Origin of the sequence: Pseudohongiella sp., assembly GCF_011050365.1 — a bacterium.
In the GTDB taxonomy this organism is placed as follows: Bacteria; Pseudomonadota; Gammaproteobacteria; order Pseudomonadales; family Pseudohongiellaceae; genus Pseudohongiella.
This window is the reverse complement of the sequence record NZ_DRFV01000002.1, coordinates 240779-258002: the sequence shown is the minus strand read 5'-3', so window position 1 is coordinate 258002 and position 17224 is coordinate 240779. Positions and strand designations below refer to the sequence as shown.

The following is a 17224-nucleotide window of genomic DNA, read 5'->3' as shown; positions in this document are numbered from 1 at the left end:
GCAGCGATTGCTCACGCTGTGCTAGTCTCGGTAGCATTGCCAAAAATTAAAAATAACGAAGGTGGCTGTTAATGACTATCCCGCGCGTGACAACCCAGTGTACAAAAAATCCCCTGCGCATCGCCGCCTCATTGTGTGTGGCGATGCTGATTTCGGCCTGGACCAGCCCGTTGCTGGCGCAGGATCTGGAGCCAGTCGGCCCCATGCCCTACGATATTCCGGTTAACTGGATTGAACCATTTGCCCGGGCCGGCTACTCCTGGGGTGGCAACTCCGGCATCCATGTAGAATCCAAGGACCGCATCATCATCCTGCAGCGTGGCGAAACCGAGCTGCCAGATCCCATCCCTCCTGAATACACCAATTTCCCGGGATCGATGGGCTGGAATGTCATTCAGGGTCAGGGGCGTACCTGGCAGAACGTCATGTACGTGATCAACAGCGAAGGCGAGGTGTTGGAGGTCTGGGATCACTGGGACTACCTGTTTGCCGGCACTGACGGCCCCGGGCCACACCGTCTGCGTGTCAGTCCCTATGACCCCGAGCGCCGCATCTGGGTGATTGATGAAACCAATCACGTCATTTACGTATTTTCGCAGGACGGTCAGGAACTGCTGATGACGCTGGGTGAGAAAGGCGTGGCCGGCGACGATGAAACACATTTTGGTTTGCCGCAGGACGTGGCATTTCTTCCCGACGGTACAGTGCTGGTGGCCGATGGCCTGCAAAATGCGCGTGTGGTTGTTCTGAGCCCTGCCGGTGAGTATCTGTCCGAGTTTGGCAGTCGCGGCTCAGAGCCGGGGCAGTTTGCCAGCGTGCACGGCATTGCCATGGGGCCGGATCATGAGGTCTATGTAGTGGACCGCAACAACATGAACGTACAGGTTTTCCGCCAGACCAATCGCGGCAGTGACGATCCGTATCCAACCTATGAGTTCAAAATGCGCGTCACCGGACCCAACTTCCCGCTCGACATTATTGTCAGTGAAGAATATTTCTGGGTCACAGACATCAGGCCGCCGAAGATTCTGCAGTTTGATCTGCAGGGCAACCATATCTACACCTGGTTGCTGCCGGGTGAAGGCCCCACCGCCTGGCTGGAGATGCACTCATTCTCCGTGGATGCGGATGGCAATGTCTATGGTACTGACAATCAATATGCCCGGCCGCAGAAGCTGGTGCCCAAAGCCGATGCCGATCCGCGTCTGCTGATTCAGCCACAATACGTGCCGCGCTGAGCGACCATTGCCGGCCCGTCACCGAGGCGGGCTGTCAAAGCGGCGGTCTTTGACGGCCTTTGGCAACATACATGGCATTGTCGGCATGTTTCAGCAGTGTGAGCTCATCCTCGCCGTCATAAGGGTATACGGCAATACCGATACTGGGTGTAATGGTCAGCTCCGTGCCTTCCAGCAGGAACGGGGTGTCAAAAGCCTCGAGCAGTTTGTCTGCGACACTCTGTGCACTATGCTGTTTGTTGATCCCTTCCACCAGAATGACAAATTCATCGCCGCCCAGGCGTGCCGCGGTGTCGGATTCACGGATTGACTGGCTCAGGCGATGCGCCACCCGCTGCAGCAGCTGGTCGCCGGCAGCATGGCCAAGTGAATCATTGATCCGTTTGAAACCATTGAGATCAAGGAACAGCAGGGCGAACGACGTTTGTTTGCGGCGCGCGCGCGCCAGTGCGGTGCGAATTCGATCGGACAACAGTTCACGATTGGGCAGGCCGGTCAGCGAATCATACTGGGCGACGTGGCGCAGGCGATCAAATAACTCACGACGGGTCATCGCCTCGGAGATCTGTGTCGCAATCAGCTGCCAGTGCGTCCGGTCCTGTTCGCTCTGGCGGTTCTCGTCATGAAAGTCAGGTAAATCCAGCGCGTTGACAATGTCATGCAGTCGTTCGTGCAGGTCGCTGATGTCAGTGGCGGTATGCGACGCTTCCGAGATGGCATAAAGTGCGACCTGGACTGCCTCGGCATGCCTGCGTTGAGTAATGTCGCGGGCGACGCCAATGCGGAGTTTGTCTTCCGTCAGCCAGCGCGCCGTCCACATGATGTGAACAATACTGCCGTCTTTGCGAATATAACGGTTCTCTGCATGCCTGATAGAGCCGGTTTTCATCACATGTTCGGCGGTCTTTTTGGTGTGCTCAAGATCATCGGGGTACACAAAATCAAAGATCGCCCGGCCAATCATTTCGTCAGGGTGATAGCCGAAAACCTGCTCGCTGGCGGCGGAGACATAAACAATGATGCCGTCCGGGTCGACGACACAAACGGCGTCCAGTAACAGATCCAGAAAATCGATCGGCGGCGTGTAGGGTAATGTGGTTTTGGTCATGGTCAGGGTCGGGTTCAGGATCGGGTAGAAGGTCAGAGCCGGAATGCGGCCGGCACCGAGGTCAGATCCAGGTCCCAGATAACGGGCACCAGAAAGTAAACCGCCAGTACTATCAGCAGTGAGGCGATGAGGTTCATGGCGGCGCCGGTTTTCACCATGTCCAGAATCGTCAACTTGTTAGTGGCAAAGATGATGGCATTGGGTGGCGTGCCGACCGGCAGCATAAAGGCACAATTGGCCGCCATCGCGCAGGGAATCATCAGCGCAAACGGATGAATATCCAGCGCCAGTGCCAGTGCAGCCACCACCGGCAGAATCATGGTGGCGGTCGCGGTATTGGAGGTGATCTCGGTCAGGAACAGAATCAGCAGCGTGGCGCTGGCAATAATAATGAGCAGGTGGAAGCCGTCCAGCACGGTCAATTGCGTGCCCATCCATTCGGACAGGCCGGTGCCACGGAAACCGGCGGCTATGGCCAGGCCGCCGCCAAAGAGCAACAGGATGCCCCAGGGGATATTGACGGAATCTTTCCAGTCCAGCACGCGCGATGTTTTTTCGGCGGACGTGGGAATCACAAACAACAACACGGTGGCCAGCACAGCTATCATGCCGTCGGTGATTTGCGGCAACAGATCGGTCCAGATAAAACCGCGCGTGATCCACATGAAGGCCGCAAACGAAAAGATGGCCGCGACTGCTTTTTCTTCAAAGGAAATTTTACCCAGCGCATGACGTTCCTGCTGAATCATGGCCTTGCCACCAGGCAACCCCTTGATGCTCATCCTGAACGCAACCCGGCCCAGATAGACCCAGGCGATGGCAATCAGCACAACAACCAGGGGCACCCCGATCATCATCCAGCTGGCGAAGGTAATATCGACATCAAACAGTTGGCGCGCCTGGGCGGCCAGAATGATATTCGGCGGTGTGCCGATCAGCGTGCCCAGGCCACCGATGGTGCCGGCGTAACCCACGCCGAAAATAAGTGCTTTTTCAAAAATGGGAATATCATTGGCTTCCGGTTTGCCTTTTAAGGAACTGGCAACCTGCGCGGTGATGGCCAGCGCCATCGGCACCATCATCATCACCGATGCAGTATTAGACACCCACATGGACAGAAATGCGGTGGCAATCATGAAACCGAGCAGAATACGCTGGGTGCTGGTGCCGACAAAGGCAATGATCGCCAGTGCAATACGTTTGTGCAGATTCCATTTCTCCATGGCGGTAGCGATAAAAAAGCCGCCCAGAAACAGGAAAATAATATCGTCGCCGTAGGCTGAGGTGACGGTGCCGGTATCCAGAGCGCCGGTGACCGGCAACAGAAAAATTGGCAGCAGTGATGTGGCCGGTATCGGAATGGCTTCGGTAATCCACCACACGGCCACCCACAAGGTTGTCGCCAGCACGGCCCGGGCTTCAAAGCTCAGGCCCTCCGGCGCAAAAAACAGCAAGGTCAAGGCAAACAACAATGGCCCGAGCACGAGTCCGATGGACTGAGCTTTGGAGTAGGAAGAGGTCAGGGTGGTATCGTTGTCGGTGTCTTGCATGTGCATATTTTTATTGTGTCCTTGTGGAGCCTTGTACAAACTCAAGTGCCCCGCAAGGATACCGCACTAATACAGGCCAGTCATCAGACGCTGAATTTACGCACCAGTTCCGTCATCCGGGTCGATGTGTCATCCAGCGTATTGGCCGTTTGCGTGGACTCTTGAGCCGAACGGCGTGAGGCCTGCACGGCGCCAAAGATGGCAGCAATCGGGGATTGCATGAAGACCAGGTCACGCCCCGATTTCCCATAAAAAACTCAGGACTTGGGTGGGCGTGGAATCAGGCGCGGCGTGTTTTCCTTGTAGGCCTGGTAGGCCGGGTCGTCACCCCAGCGCTTTTGGGCGCGGGCTTCCAGCATTGGCACGCCACTGACGCGGGTGATCAGCAAGGTGATGAACACGGGCGAGATCAGAGCGACATGCTGCCAGCCATCCAGTGCGGGCAGGGCGATAACCGCGATGCCAAGCCATAACAGTATTTCACCAAAGTAGTTGGGGTGCCGACTCCAGGCCCACAGGCCGGAGCTGATAAACTGGCCGTCATTGGCGGCGTTGGCGCGAAATGCTCGTTTTTGTGCATCCGCAATGGCTTCGATGGTGAAACCGGTGAGCCACATGACGATGCCGATGATGGCAACGGTATCCAGCTCAACGCGGTTGGTATTGGTAATCGCTGCCAGTGCCGCGGCGCTGCTGACAAACACCCACACTGCCTGCAGGGTCCAGGTCAGTAAAAAGCGGACGAAATGGGGTTTGATGGTGTCAAAGCGGCCGTCAGAGCCGTCCTTGCGCACGCGCAGGAACAGAAATCCGCCCAGTCGGGTAGCCCAGAGACAAACCAGCACGGCCAGAACCGCAGCGCGCCAATCCTGATCCGGAGACAGTGCCAGCGCGGTCAGAATGACGGTGACAAAGGTGAGGCTGCCGGTCAGATCAAAATAGTGTTCGGTTTTTGCCAGATAGGAAGGCAGGAAGATAAGCCAGTTAAGGCCAAAGGCAATAATGGCACAGAGCGCGAACACCGGAATGTCCATGCCGGCTACGCTTGCCCGGGCGCCGTGCTGACTGCCGGCAAGGGCGATCAGCGCTGCGAATATCACGGCAATGAAAATAAAGCTCAGCAGCTTGCCATTGCTGGCAGACCTGTTGGTATTTTTGTTGTCTGACGCTGTCATGATTTCTCCGATTGTACGGGAAGCTGTCCGATTGTACGGACGGGCGATCAAAACAGTTCTATGGCACGCCTGATTTTGCGTCAGTCGCCGCCTTCCAGCTCGGCCCAGCGCTCAAACAACTGGTCCAGGGTTGCCTGCAGTGCTGCCAGTTGCTGCAGTTTTTTCTGCACCTCGGCCGGGGCCTGGTCATAAAAACCGGGGTCTTCCATTTGCCGGGTCATATCGGTAATGTCGGCCTCGGTTTTTTCGATGCTTTGGGTTACTTGCTCCAGTTCCCGTTGTTCTTTGTGGGACAGTTTTCTGGCTGCAGCTGCTGGCGCTTTGGTTTTGCTTGCTGCAGGTGCCTTGCCCGCTGCAGAGTCTTTGCTCGCCGCAGGCGCTTTGCTCGCGGCAGGCGCTGCCGCTTTTTCTGCCGCCGCCTTGGCCTCGGATGGCGCGTCTTCGAAGGACATCATCTTGCCGCCCTGATTCAGCCAGTCCTGATACCCACCAACATACTCTTTGACGACGCCGGGCGCTTCAAACACGATACAGTTGGTGATTACGTTGTCGATAAATTTCCGGTCGTGGCTCACTACCAGCAGGGTGCCGGTAAACTCCAGCAGCAGTTCTTCCAGCAGCTCCAGGGTTTCCATGTCCAGGTCATTGGTCGGTTCGTCGAGCACGATCAGGTTGGCCGGCTTGCTGAACAGCTTGGCCAGAATCAACCGGTTCTGCTCACCACCGGACAGCGATTTGACCGGTTGTCGGGTGCGCTTGGGCGGGAACAGGAAGTCCTGCAGGTAACTGATCACATGCCGGTTCTTGCCGTTTATTTCGATGAATTCGCGGCCCTCGGCAAGGTTGTCGATCACAGTCGCCTCCGGGTCCAGTTTGTTGCGTAGCTGGTCGAAGTACAGGATGTCCAGATTGGTGCCCAGTTTGACTTCGCCCTCGTCCGGTTGCGTTTCGCCCAGCAGGATGCGCAGCAACGTGGTTTTGCCGCTGCCGTTGGCGCCAATAAAACCGACGCGGTCGCCACGCAGAATCTTGGTGGAGAAGTTCTTCAGGATGGGTTTGTCGTAGCCGTGGGTCAGATTGTTGGCTTCCACCACAATCTTGCCCGAGCTGGCGCCCTGTTCCAGGCCGAACTTGGCCTTGCCGGTCTGTTCCCGGCGCTGACTGCGCTCTTCGCGCATTTTCTCCAGTGCCCTGACGCGACCTTCGTTGCGCGTACGGCGGGCTTTAACGCCCTGGCGTATCCAACGCTCCTCGTCGGCCAGTTTCTTGTCAAACTCGGCATTGGCCTTGTCTTCGGCTTCCATTTGCTGGTCGCGGAATTCCAGAAAACTCTCGTAGCCGTAGTCCCAGCTGCGCAGATGGCCACGGTCCAGCTCTATAATCCGGTTGCTTATTTGCTGCAAAAAGTGGCGATCGTGCGTGATTACCAGCACGGCGCCGCGAAAATCCTTGATCGCCTTTTCTAGCCACTCAATCGTCGGGATATCCAGGTGGTTGGTGGGCTCGTCCAGCATCAGCAGGTCGGGGTCACTGATCAATGCCCGACCCAGTGCGGCGCGGCGTCGACTGCCGCCGGACAAGGTCTTCATGCGGGCGTCTGCGGGCAGGTTGAGAATATCCAGCATGCCTTCGATTTTGTGCTCGAATGCCCAGCCGTCGCGCTCTTCTATCTTCTTTTGCAATGAGCCCAGCTCATGCATGTTCTTCTCGTCGCCCCAGTCCAGGTTTTCGTCGTGGGTCAGCGCATGGTAGCGGGCCAGCACTGCGCCCAGGCCTTCCAGGCCGTTGGCGATATAGTCGTAGATGCTCTGCTCATCCTGCGCCGGCAGGCTCTGGTCCAGATAGGCCACTTTGATGCTTTCCGCTCGCCACAGCTCGCCGCTATCGGGCACGATCTGGCCCATCAGCACTTTCATGAAGGTGGATTTACCGGCACCGTTCTGCCCCAGAATGCCGATGCGTTCGCCTTTGTGGATAGTCAGATTGACCTGATCCAGCAGGGGCTGATCGCCGAAAGCGAGGGAGAGGTTATTGAGTCGGAACAGCAGCATAACAATGACAGTCCTGAATGCGCCGCGCACGGGCGTCTGCGGCTTGTATTTGAGGCGCTGCAGTATAAACTTATCGGGCTAAGGATGACAGTGAACCCCGGATGACAGTATAACCCGGAGCCAGTGACCAGAGCTCGCACCGCCAGGCCGGTCGGGTCAACCCAAAGGATCTCATGCCAGACAGCGCCAACCCCGTTTTTGATCAATTGCCCTGCGACCACCTGCCCGCCGCCCTTCATCCAGTCCTGGAGCGTTACTGGCAGCGTCTGCTGGAGCGCGAACAGGATGCGCCTTCGGGGTTGCCCGAATTGCTGGCGCAACAGGGTCGGCTGGCAGAGCAGATGGCACTGGTGTGGGCAGCCAGTGATTACGCCGCCAATGTCTGTATTGAGAAACCGTCACTGCTGGTGGAACTGGTCAAATCAGAAGAATTGCTGCACCTGATCAAGGATGACTACGCGCAACAATTGCAGCAGGCGCTGGCAGAGCTGTCCGGGCAGCCTGAGCTAAATCAACAGCCTGAGCGAAATCAACAGCCTGAGCGAAATAAACAGCCTGAGCGAAATCAACAGTCCGATGAAGCGCAACTAAAATCCATCCTGCGCCAGTTCCAGCAGCGGCAGATGCTGCGCCTGATCTGGCGCGATGTCTGCAAACTGTCAACGGTGCGCGAAACCGCAGCAGAAGTCTCGGCACTGGCGGAAGCCTGTCTGGATGTCACGCTGAACCAGCTGCATCACTGGGCCGTGCAGGCACACGGAGAACCGATTGGCGAGCGTTCGGGTCAGGCCATGAAAATGGTGGTGCTGGGCATGGGCAAGCTGGGCGCCCATGAACTCAACCTGTCCTCCGACATCGACCTGATTTTTGCCTACCCCGAATCCGGGGAGACTGACAAAGGCGTCAGTTGTCAGCAATTTTTCCTGCGCCTGGGACAGCAACTGGTGGATGCGCTGGATGCAGTCACTGCCGATGGTTTTGTGTTCCGTGTGGACATGCGTCTGCGGCCTTATGGCGGCGAAGGTGTGCTGGTGTGCAGCTTCGACGCCATGGAAAATTATTATCAGTCACAGGGCCGTGACTGGGAACGCTACGCCATGATCAAGGCGCGTACGGTGGCGGGTGACAGCATCGCAGGTGCCGAGTTGATGCAACGGCTGCGCCCGTTCAGCTACCGACGCTATCTGGATTTCTCCGCCTTTGAATCACTGCGCAGTATGAAGCAGCAGATCAACAAGCAGGTGCGCAAAAAAGGCATGAGCCAGGATATCAAGCTGGGCGCCGGAGGCATTCGCGAAGTCGAGTTTGTCATACAGGCTTTGCAAATGGTGCATGGTGGTCGCGACAAACGTCTGCAACAGACCTCGCTGTACGAAGCCATGGCTGTGCTGAGCGAAGGCGGTTACCTGCCAGCGGAAACTGTACAGGCGCTGCGCAACTCCTACAGCTTCCTGCGCGACCTGGAGCACAAGCTGCAGGGCTTTGCCAATAAACAGACGCAATCACTGCCGGCGTCGGCGCAGGAGCAGTTACGCGTCGCGGTGGCAATGGCAGTGCCTGACGTCAGAAGTGCGGATTGGTCGACCTTGATGTCCATTCTGGAACAACATCGCGATATTGTGCGTCAGCATTTCACAGACGTCATTCACAGCGATGAAGAGGATGACGACTCCAGTCGCCACGACGTTGACGACGATGCCTTGCAGGGTCTGTGGCAACAGGAGCTGAACGAGAAGGCAGCGCTCAGCCTGCTGACCGAATTCGGTTACGAGGCGCCGGAACGAACCTGGCAGGAGCTTATCGATTTCCGCAAAGAGAAAGTGTTTCAGACCCTGCCGGCGGAAAGTCGTACCCGCTTCGCGCGCTTCATGCCTTTGTTGCTGGCGACACTGGCGACGGAAAAAACGCCCAGTGTGGGTTTTACCCGGGTCATGAAAATGGTGGAAGCGGTGGCCAGGCGTACCGCCTATATTGTGTTGTTGTCAGAAAACCCGGGCGCAATGAAACAGTTTGTGCGCCTGTGTACCGCCAGTCCGTTTGTTGCCGAGTTCCTGAGTAAACACCCGGTGTTGCTCGATGAACTGCTGACGGTAATGGAAAAGCCGCCGGAAAAATCCGAGCTGCAGGCCGAGCTGGCACAGGGGTTATTACGCCTGGGTGAAGACAGCTTTGAAGAACAGATGGAGTACCTGCGCTACTTCAAGTTATCCCATACCCTGCAGGTGGCGGCTGCGCAGATCACCGGCACCATGACGGTGATGAAAGTCAGTGATTATCTGACCTTTACCGCAGAAGCTGTACTTGAGCAGGTGCTGGCGTTGTGCTGGCAACATCTGGTGCGCAAACACGGCTATCCGGTCAATCAGAGCGGTAGTCACGGCACCATGGACTTTGTCGCGGTGGCCTACGGCAAACTGGGTGGCATCGAGCTGAGTTATATCTCGGATCTGGACCTGGTGTTCCTGCATGACGGTGCGCTGGATGAAGATACCGTCACCAGTGATGGCCAGAAGTGCATTAACAGTCGCGAATTTTATACGCGAATGGCACAGCGCGTGATTACCATGCTGGGTACGCATACCATGTCGGGCAAGTTATACGAAGTGGACATGCGCCTGCGTCCGTCCGGTGAGTCGGGTTTACTGGTGAGCACGTTGCCGGCCTTTGAGCAGTATCAGCAAAAGGAAGCCTGGACCTGGGAGCAGCAGGCTCTGGTGCGCTCGCGGGCGGTTGCCGGGTCAGCGGCCATGATTGCCGACTATGAGGCGTTGCGGGCAGGCATTCTGTCGCAAACCCGTGACACCGAAGCGCTGGCCGCTGACGTTCTCAAGATGCGTAAACGCATGCGTGAAGAATTGACCCGTAAGGCAGGTCGCGGCGCAGCACAACCGCCGTTTGTCATCAAGCAGGGAAAAGGCGGCATTGTTGATATCGAATTTATGGTTCAGTTCATCGTGTTGTCGCAGTCGGCACAGTGCAAGGCGTTGCTGACCTACTCCGACAATATCCGGATACTGGAGGCGGCAGCAGGTTGCGGAGTGCTGTCAGCACAGGAAATCGAGCGACTGACACAAGCGTACCTGGCACTGCGCGCGACGTTGCACGAGTTTGCCCTGCAGTATACCGAAGCCGGACCGGAGTCCCAGGCGACGGAGGCGGCGACGGCCGAGGCGCTGGCGCCGCTGGCAGACTACCGCGCGGATGTGACCCGGATGTGGCAGCAGGTGTTCTCAGCCTATGACCAGTAAATCGTCAGCGCCGCGGCGCATTCTGGTGGTCGGGCCGTCATGGGTGGGCGACATGGTAATGGCGCAATCACTGTTCATGGCGCTGAAAGCACAGAACCCGGCCGTGATCATTGATGTACTGGCGTCGTCCTGGAGTCGACCGTTGTTGGCGCGCATGCCACAGGTGTCCCAGGCTATTGATCTGCCATTTGCTCATGGTGAGCTCGGTCTGCGGCGACGTTATGCTCTGGGACGTGAGCTGCGCAACAAACACTATGACCAGACTATTCTGTTGCCAAATTCATTCAAATCGGCACTGGTGCCCTGGTTCGCGCGCATTCCCATGCGTACTGGCTGGCGTGGCGAAATGCGGAGCTGGATACTGAATGACAGTCGTGTGCTGGCGCCCACACAGCTGCCGTTGATGGTGCAGCGTTTTCTGGCACTGGCGTTGCCGGCGAGTGCTGAATTGCCCGCAGCTTTGCCTGACCCGATACCGGTGCCGCAGTTGCAGTCTGACCCTGACCAGGTGCTGGCGGCCATGCGTGCGTTTGAGCTGGCGCGTTCGCCGTCGGTACTGGCGCTGTGCCCGGGCGCCGAATTCGGCGATGCCAAACAATGGCCGGCGGCGCATTATGCAGCGGTGGCCAGTGCACACCTGGATGCGGGCGGACAGGTATGGCTGTTCGGCTCTGCCAAGGATCGCGAGGTGACGGAAGACATCGTCGCGCAGGTTGCCGGGCCGTTACGGCATGGATGTCACAATCTTGCCGGCCGTACCTCGCTGGCGCAGGCGATTGATCTGTTGTCGGTCGCCGACGCTGTGGTCAGCAATGACTCCGGATTAATGCACATTGCGGCCGCATTACATCGGCCGGTCGTGGCGGTGTATGGCTCTACCTCTCCTGAATTCACGCCGCCGCTGACAGATCGGGTAGAATTGTTGTCTACTGATATTGAATGCCGTCCCTGTTTCCAGCGCACCTGCCCTTTGGGCCACAAACGCTGCCTGACAGAATTGTCGCCGGCCCGGGTAATCGGGGCGCTGCAGCGCCTGTCTCATCCGCTGATTGCGACCCGGACCAGTTGAGGCGTAAGCACATGGGAAACCTGTTTTGCATATACTGATCGTAAAGACATCGTCGCTGGGCGACATTATTCACACATTGCCGGCGGTCAGTGATGCCGCACGCGCCATACCGGGACTGAAGATCGACTGGGTCGTGGAAGAAGCCTTTGCCGAGATACCCGCCTGGCATCCGGCGGTGAACCGGGTGATTCCGGTGGCGATCCGGCGCTGGCGCAAAAACTGGTGGCAAAACCTGTTCGGCGGCGAAGTGCGCCGTTTCCGGCAATTGCTCAGGCATACGCATTATGATCTGATCATCGACGCTCAGGGTTTACTTAAAAGTGCGTTTATCTGCCGTCAGGCGCAGGGCCCGGTCGCCGGCCTGGATAAAAACAGCATCAGGGAATCGGCCGCGAGCTGGTTCTATCAGCAGCGGCATGCGGTGCCCAGGGCGGAACACGCCGTGCAAAGGGTGCGACAATTGTTTGCCAAAGCGCTGGGTTATGTCTTTGATGCCAATGCGCTTGACTATGGCATTGTGCTGCCGGCAATGCGCGCCACGATCCATGACAGCGAAGCACCGACGACCCTGATGTTTTTGCACGGCACTACCTGGGACAGCAAACATTGGCCGGAACCGTATTGGCGCGAGCTGGCGCGGATGGCGAGCGACGCGGGTTATCGCGTGAAGTTGCCCTGGGGCACGGCTGACGAAGAAGCGCGGGCGGTGAAGGTGGCGCAAGGACTGACAGGGGTGCAGGTGCTGCCGCGCATGTCGTTGACAGCGCTGGCGGGTGAACTGTCCGCCAGCGATGGTGTGGTGGCCATGGATACCGGACTTGGTCATCTCGCCGCAGCACTGAATCGCCCTACTGTGTCTATTTATGGCGCCACGAATCCCTTTTTGTCAGGTACCTTCGGTTACCATCAGCTTCAGCTCAAATCGGATCTGCCCTGCGCGCCTTGCATGCGCAAACAGTGCCACTACCAGGGCCAGCCACTGACGGACACGCTGGCTGACGGCACAAGTTTTGTGGTCACGCCAGCCTGTTATCGTTCGGCGCCGCCTGGTGAGGTGATGGCGCATCTGGAGCGCATGATCAGTCAGGCGGGCTTTGTGCCCGCCAGCGCGCCTGAGACCCCTGCAGCAATCGCAACCGCAATCGCAAACGGGGACGGTGCCGGGACATGACGCTGGCATTTCTGATCTATCAGTACTTCCCCTATGGCGGACAGCAACGCGACTTCCGGCGTATCGCCGAGCGCTGCGTTGCGGCGGGGTATCAGATACGCGTGTATTGCCTGAAGTGGCAGGGCGATATCCCCGACGGGCTTACCGTGGTCAAAGTACCGGTCAGCGCTGTGTCGCGCCACGTGATGTACCAGCGTTTCTCTGAATGGGTGAGTGCAGCGTTGAAACAAAAACCGGTTGCTGCTGTGGTTGGTTTCAGCAAGATGCCGGGTCTTGATGTGTACTTTGCGGCCGACCCCTGTTTCGCTGAACGCATGCGTCGTGAAGGCCGCCTGATCACGCGACTGCTACCACGCTACCGACACTTCATGCGTCACGAAGAAGCGGTGTTCGGGCCTGATAGCTCGACCACGGTGATGTTGCTGTCACCGCGACAGCAACAGGACTTTGTTTATCACTATCGCGACTGCGGCAGGCGCCTGCACCGGTTGCCGCCGGGCCTGGACCGGGATCGTGTGCCGGGCGCCGATGCGCCAGCGCTGCGGCAACGGTTCCGGAAGCAGTTTGGCGTGCAGGATGATGAACATGCGGTGCTGCAGATCGGCTCGGGCTTTCGCGTCAAGGGACTGGACCGCTCGTTGCGAGCGCTGGCGGCATTACCTGAACCGGTGCGGAATAAAACCCGTTTTTTTATTGTCGGGCAGGATAAGCCGGCGAAATACCAACGTCTGGCCCGGCGCCTGGGCATTCGTCAGCAATGTCAGTTTCTCGGCGGACGCGACGATGTGCCCATGTTCCTGCAGGGCTGCGATCTGCTGTTGCATCCGGCGTTAAGCGAAAGCGCCGGTTATACGTTGCTGGAGGCGGTAATCAATGGCCTGCCGGTACTGACTACCGATACCTGTGGTTATGCTTTCCATGTGTCGGACGCCGGCGCCGGGCAGGTATGCCCGTCGCCTTTTGTGCAAAAAGACCTGAACGCACGGCTGCATGAAATGCTGATCTCGTCCGATCGCAGCCGCTGGCAAAACAATGGCCTGGCCTATGCCAAAAAGGTGAATCTGTTCGGCCTGGCTGACGCGGCGCTGGCAATTATTGAACAGGTGTTACGAGAAAAATCAACCAGCGAAAACGGAGATGACAATGACATTGCATCTGCGTGCTGACATAGCCGCCCGGTGGGCCGGACGTGACCCGTTTGCGGCCGCACAACAACTGCAGGGCGAAATATTCCGGCAGGTCAAAACACGTCGCACGTTGCGTTTTGAAGCCGACGGTAAATATTACTTTATCAAAATTCATCACGGCGTGGGCTGGCCGGAAATCCTGAAGAATTTGATCAGCGCGCGCCTGCCCATTGTCAGCGCCCGGCAGGAATGGCTCGCCATCAGGCGGCTGACTGAGCTGGGTGTGCCCACTATGAGTATTGCCGGCTTTGGTGAACGTGGCTGGAATCCGGCGCGTCGCGAGTCGTTCCTGATTACCGACGAACTCGCAGACACTGTCAGTCTGGAAACACTGTGCGCGGACTGGCCACAGCACCGCCCCGCATTTGCATTCAAGCGTCGGCTGATCGAACGGGTCGCGGAAATCAGTCGGCGGCTGCATGAGAACGGCGTCTGTCATCGTGATTTCTACCTGTGTCATTTTCTCCTGCAGTGTCAGCCTGGTGCCGGACCCGATCCGCAATCCGAACCCCGGCTGTCAGTCATCGACCTGCATCGTGCGATGATCCGCAAACGACTCGGCCGGCGCTGGATCGAGAAAGACATCGGCGGGTTGTATTTTTCCAGTCTCGATATCGGTCTGACACAAACCGATCTTTTGCGTTTTGTCAGGTGTTATACCGGCCAGCCATTGCGGGAAGCATTGATCACGCATGCAGGTTTTTTGCGCCGGGTACAGGCTAAGGCAGACGCGATCTGGCAACGGACCCGGCGCAAGCAGGAGCAGGGTAAACTTCCGACGCCACCGGCCGATGTTGAAGGAAGGTAGTGTGGCTATGGCGAACCGGGACAGCGAGCGCGATCAGGTCGAGCGTCGCGTGCAACAGTGGCGGGCGCTAAAGCCAACCCTGTTCAGAAACAGCGAGGAGCTTGTTTGCCACCGTACGTGGGGGCAGTTTGCGATGTATCAGCGTGCGCTGGCAACACCCGAGTTCGAGGCGTTTATCAGGGACCCAGACAGTTTTTTCTACCAGGGACGGATGTTGAAACGCGGCGATTCGACCACCGTGATGGCGATTACGCTGGATGGCGTAACCTATGTCGTCAAACGTTATAACCTGCGCAACTTCTGGTACGGCATAAGACGCCTGTTTCGACCGACACGCGCCTGGCGGTGCTGGGCCAGCGCCCATATGCTGCAAACGTTTGGTGTTGCCACGCCGGCCCCGGTGCTGATGCTGGAACGCCGGTGGGGGCCGCTGCGCCGGCAGGGCTACTATGTGACAGCACTGGTTGAGGGGCCTGACGTATTGCAATTTGTTGGTGATGAGCCTATAAACGGCGCCCACTGGCAACAAACGCTGGAGCGGTTTCGCGCACTGCTGCAAACCATGCAACGCTATCGCTTTATCCATGGTGACATGAAGGCGACCAATTTTATTGCCACCCGTGATGCCCTGGTGGCGCTTGACCTGGATGCCGTGCGCGAACTGCGCGACAGGCGGACGTTCAACAGACTCCTGCAACGGGATATCAGGCGTTGGCTGGCAAACTGGCAGCATCGGCCTGATCTGATGCCGGTGTTGCAGGCCATGGTCGACGCGGTTGTCGCCAACACCGACCAGGCTGCCGCTGGCGAGGCGCCCGGGGCAGACACGTGAATACTCATTTTAGTCGTAATTGACACGAACATCGGGAAACGCAATGTCATTGATTACACTCGGGCTCTCCGGCGCGCTGGGACATGATGCCGCTGCTGCACTTTTTATCGACGGTGAACTGATTGCCGCGGCAGAAGAAGAGCGTCTGGTGCGCAGCAAACACGCCAAGGGCATGATGCCGGTCGAGGCCGTTCGTTACTGCCTGCGTGCAGCCAAACTGAAACCCCGGCAGATCGAGCAGGTGGCCATTGCCTATGCGCCTATATCCCTGTTCAGTCCCGCCCGTTGGCACTATGCCAGCCGACTGTGGTATGCCCCCGAGCGGAGCCTGGACGCGTTATTTAACGGTAACCGACGTTACCGGCGTTATGTGCGCGAGGTCCGGGCCATGCTGAGCGAGCTGGCTATTCCCTGGGAGAAGATAAAATTAGTGCCGGTTGAGCATCAGCTTGCACATGCCTCCAGCGCCTATCACCTGAGTGGTTTCAAGGAAAAGACCGCGATTCTGGGCATTGATCTGAAAGGCGAGTACGCCACCACCTTTTTCGGTTATGGCGAGAACGGCAGGATACACAAGATCAAGGAGCTGTATGAACCCGATTCGCTCAGCGGCATGTACGCCGCGATCTGCGATTACCTGGGTTTCAACATGCTTGACGGTGAAGCCAAGGTCATGGGTATTGCCACCCACGGCGACCCTGACAAATACGATTTGTCGTTTCTGGCCGACTATAGTGGTAAGGATTTCCGTATCAATACCAAATTGATCGGTACCGTCGGGCTGCGTCGTTACAAACATCGCGATGTCGGTCACTATTTCAGCCCCAAGTTGATTGAGAAGCTCGGGCCGCGCCGCGCTGGTGACATGTTTCAGGACCCGTACGTCCATTACGCTGCGTCCATCCAGCGTCTGTACGAAGAAATCGTCACGGCCATGACCGCGCATTATCTGGCCGACGTCATCAAGGACAGTGGTCGTCTGGTGGTTGCCGGCACCGGTGCCTTTAATGTCAAATTGAATCAGCGCCTGCTGGCGTTGCCCTGGGTCAAAGAGTTGTTTGTCCAGCCCGCCGCCGGCGATGCCGGCACGGCCATTGGCGCCGGCGCCTACGCAGTAGCAAAGCGCAACGTGCCGGTCAGCAAGCTGCGGCATACTTTTCTGGGGCCTCGCTTTTCCAGCGATCGCTGCGTTCGCGCCTGTGAATCACACCGCGACAAACCGGTCTGGGAAGTAGTGGAAAACCCCGCCGAGACCGCTGCCGCGTTGCTGGCCGAGGGGCATCTGGTGGGCTGGTTTCAGGGGCGCATGGAGTTTGGTCCGCGTGCACTGGGCAATCGCAGTATCCTGGGCAATCCACGTTCGCATGCCAGCGTCGAGATGATCAACAAGAAGGTCAAATTCCGTGAGGCCTGGCGCTGCTTCTCGCCCAGCATGCTGGACAATGTGGCAAAAGAGATGCTGGAGGTGGAACACCCGGCCGATTTCATGACCATCACCTTTGATGTCAAAGAAAAGTGGCGGGACATGTTCCCGGCCGTGGTTTACCAGGATGGCACCACGCGTGCCCATGTCGTGCGTAAAACGGTTAACCCGCGCTTCCATGCCCTGTTGGAGGCAATGGAAAGGCACACCGGTCACGGCATTGTGCTGAATACGTCACTGAACCGGCCGGGTGAGGCCATGATCTGCTCGCCGGAGGATGCGCTGGCGATGTTCTTTGGCTCCGATCTGGATTATCTGGTCATGCAGGACGTGCTGGTGACCAAGCGGCCCGAAACGTGATATT

Annotated in this window: 12 protein-coding genes and 2 pseudogenes; 8 read left to right on the top strand and 6 right to left on the bottom strand. The window is 57.8% G+C overall.

What is annotated here, in order from left to right:
* The first annotated feature begins 71 nt into the window (after window positions 1–71).
* Window positions 72–1238: an NHL repeat-containing protein gene (locus ENH71_RS02560; protein ID WP_294136648.1), complete on the top strand. Its 1167-nt coding sequence runs from the start codon at window positions 72–74 to the stop codon at window positions 1236–1238.
* 34 nt (window positions 1239–1272) lie between these two features.
* On the opposite strand, the gene ENH71_RS02555 is transcribed toward ENH71_RS02560, so the two are convergent.
* From ENH71_RS02555 to ENH71_RS16190, 6 genes and pseudogenes are all read right to left on the bottom strand, one after another.
* Window positions 1273–2346 carry a sensor domain-containing protein gene (locus tag ENH71_RS02555; RefSeq protein WP_294136650.1) on the bottom strand — a complete coding sequence of 358 codons (1074 nt, stop codon included), beginning with the start codon at window positions 2344–2346 and terminating at the stop codon, window positions 1273–1275.
* Window positions 2347–2378: 32 nt separating this feature from the next.
* On the bottom strand, window positions 2379–3902 hold the full coding sequence (locus tag ENH71_RS02550) for an SLC13 family permease (protein WP_294136651.1): 1524 nt from the start codon (window positions 3900–3902) through the stop codon (window positions 2379–2381).
* A 77-nt stretch (window positions 3903–3979) separates the two neighbouring features.
* Entirely contained in the window at window positions 3980–4117 is a 138-nt protein-coding gene (locus tag ENH71_RS02545; RefSeq protein ID WP_294136652.1) for a hypothetical protein, read from the bottom strand.
* 36 nt (window positions 4118–4153) lie between these two features.
* On the bottom strand, window positions 4154–5071 hold the full coding sequence (locus tag ENH71_RS02540) for a DUF1295 domain-containing protein (protein WP_294136654.1): 918 nt from the start codon (window positions 5069–5071) through the stop codon (window positions 4154–4156).
* An 80-nt stretch (window positions 5072–5151) separates the two neighbouring features.
* A complete protein-coding gene (locus ENH71_RS02535; protein WP_511060009.1) occupies window positions 5152–6504 on the bottom strand; it encodes an ATP-binding cassette domain-containing protein in 1353 nt (450 codons plus the stop codon).
* Window positions 6477–7122: pseudogene (locus ENH71_RS16190) on the bottom strand (ATP-binding cassette domain-containing protein); the annotation flags it as partial. The pseudogene ENH71_RS16190 and the gene ENH71_RS02535, both read right to left, overlap by 28 nt.
* A gap of 173 nt (window positions 7123–7295) precedes the next feature.
* Here ENH71_RS16190 and glnE point away from each other — a divergent pair.
* The 7 genes and pseudogenes from glnE (at window position 7296) to ENH71_RS02500 (ending at window position 17220) form a co-directional block, all read left to right on the top strand.
* Window positions 7296–10370: a bifunctional [glutamate--ammonia ligase]-adenylyl-L-tyrosine phosphorylase/[glutamate--ammonia-ligase] adenylyltransferase gene (glnE, locus tag ENH71_RS02530; protein ID WP_294136660.1), complete on the top strand. Its 3075-nt coding sequence runs from the start codon at window positions 7296–7298 to the stop codon at window positions 10368–10370.
* Entirely contained in the window at window positions 10360–11439 is a 1080-nt protein-coding gene (gene waaF, locus ENH71_RS02525; protein WP_294136662.1) for a lipopolysaccharide heptosyltransferase II, read from the top strand. The genes glnE and waaF overlap by 11 nt, the downstream gene beginning before the upstream one ends.
* Window positions 11440–11464: 25 nt before the next feature.
* Window positions 11465–12520, top strand: a pseudogene (waaC, locus tag ENH71_RS02520) (lipopolysaccharide heptosyltransferase I); the annotation flags it as partial.
* A gap of 86 nt (window positions 12521–12606) precedes the next feature.
* A complete protein-coding gene (locus ENH71_RS02515) occupies window positions 12607–13776 on the top strand; it encodes a glycosyltransferase family 4 protein (protein ID WP_294136667.1) in 1170 nt (389 codons plus the stop codon).
* Window positions 13754–14605, top strand: coding sequence for a lipopolysaccharide core heptose(I) kinase RfaP (rfaP, locus tag ENH71_RS02510; protein WP_294136669.1), 852 nt, complete (start codon window positions 13754–13756; stop codon window positions 14603–14605). The genes ENH71_RS02515 and rfaP overlap by 23 nt, the downstream gene beginning before the upstream one ends.
* Before the next feature lie 7 nt (window positions 14606–14612).
* Window positions 14613–15437, top strand: a complete 825-nt coding sequence (locus ENH71_RS02505; protein WP_294136754.1) for a lipopolysaccharide kinase InaA family protein — start codon at window positions 14613–14615, stop codon at window positions 15435–15437.
* Window positions 15438–15480: 43 nt separating this feature from the next.
* Complete coding sequence (locus tag ENH71_RS02500) at window positions 15481–17220, top strand: carbamoyltransferase family protein (protein ID WP_294136670.1); 1740 nt, start codon at window positions 15481–15483, stop codon at window positions 17218–17220.
* Window positions 17221–17224: the final 4 nt, after the last annotated feature.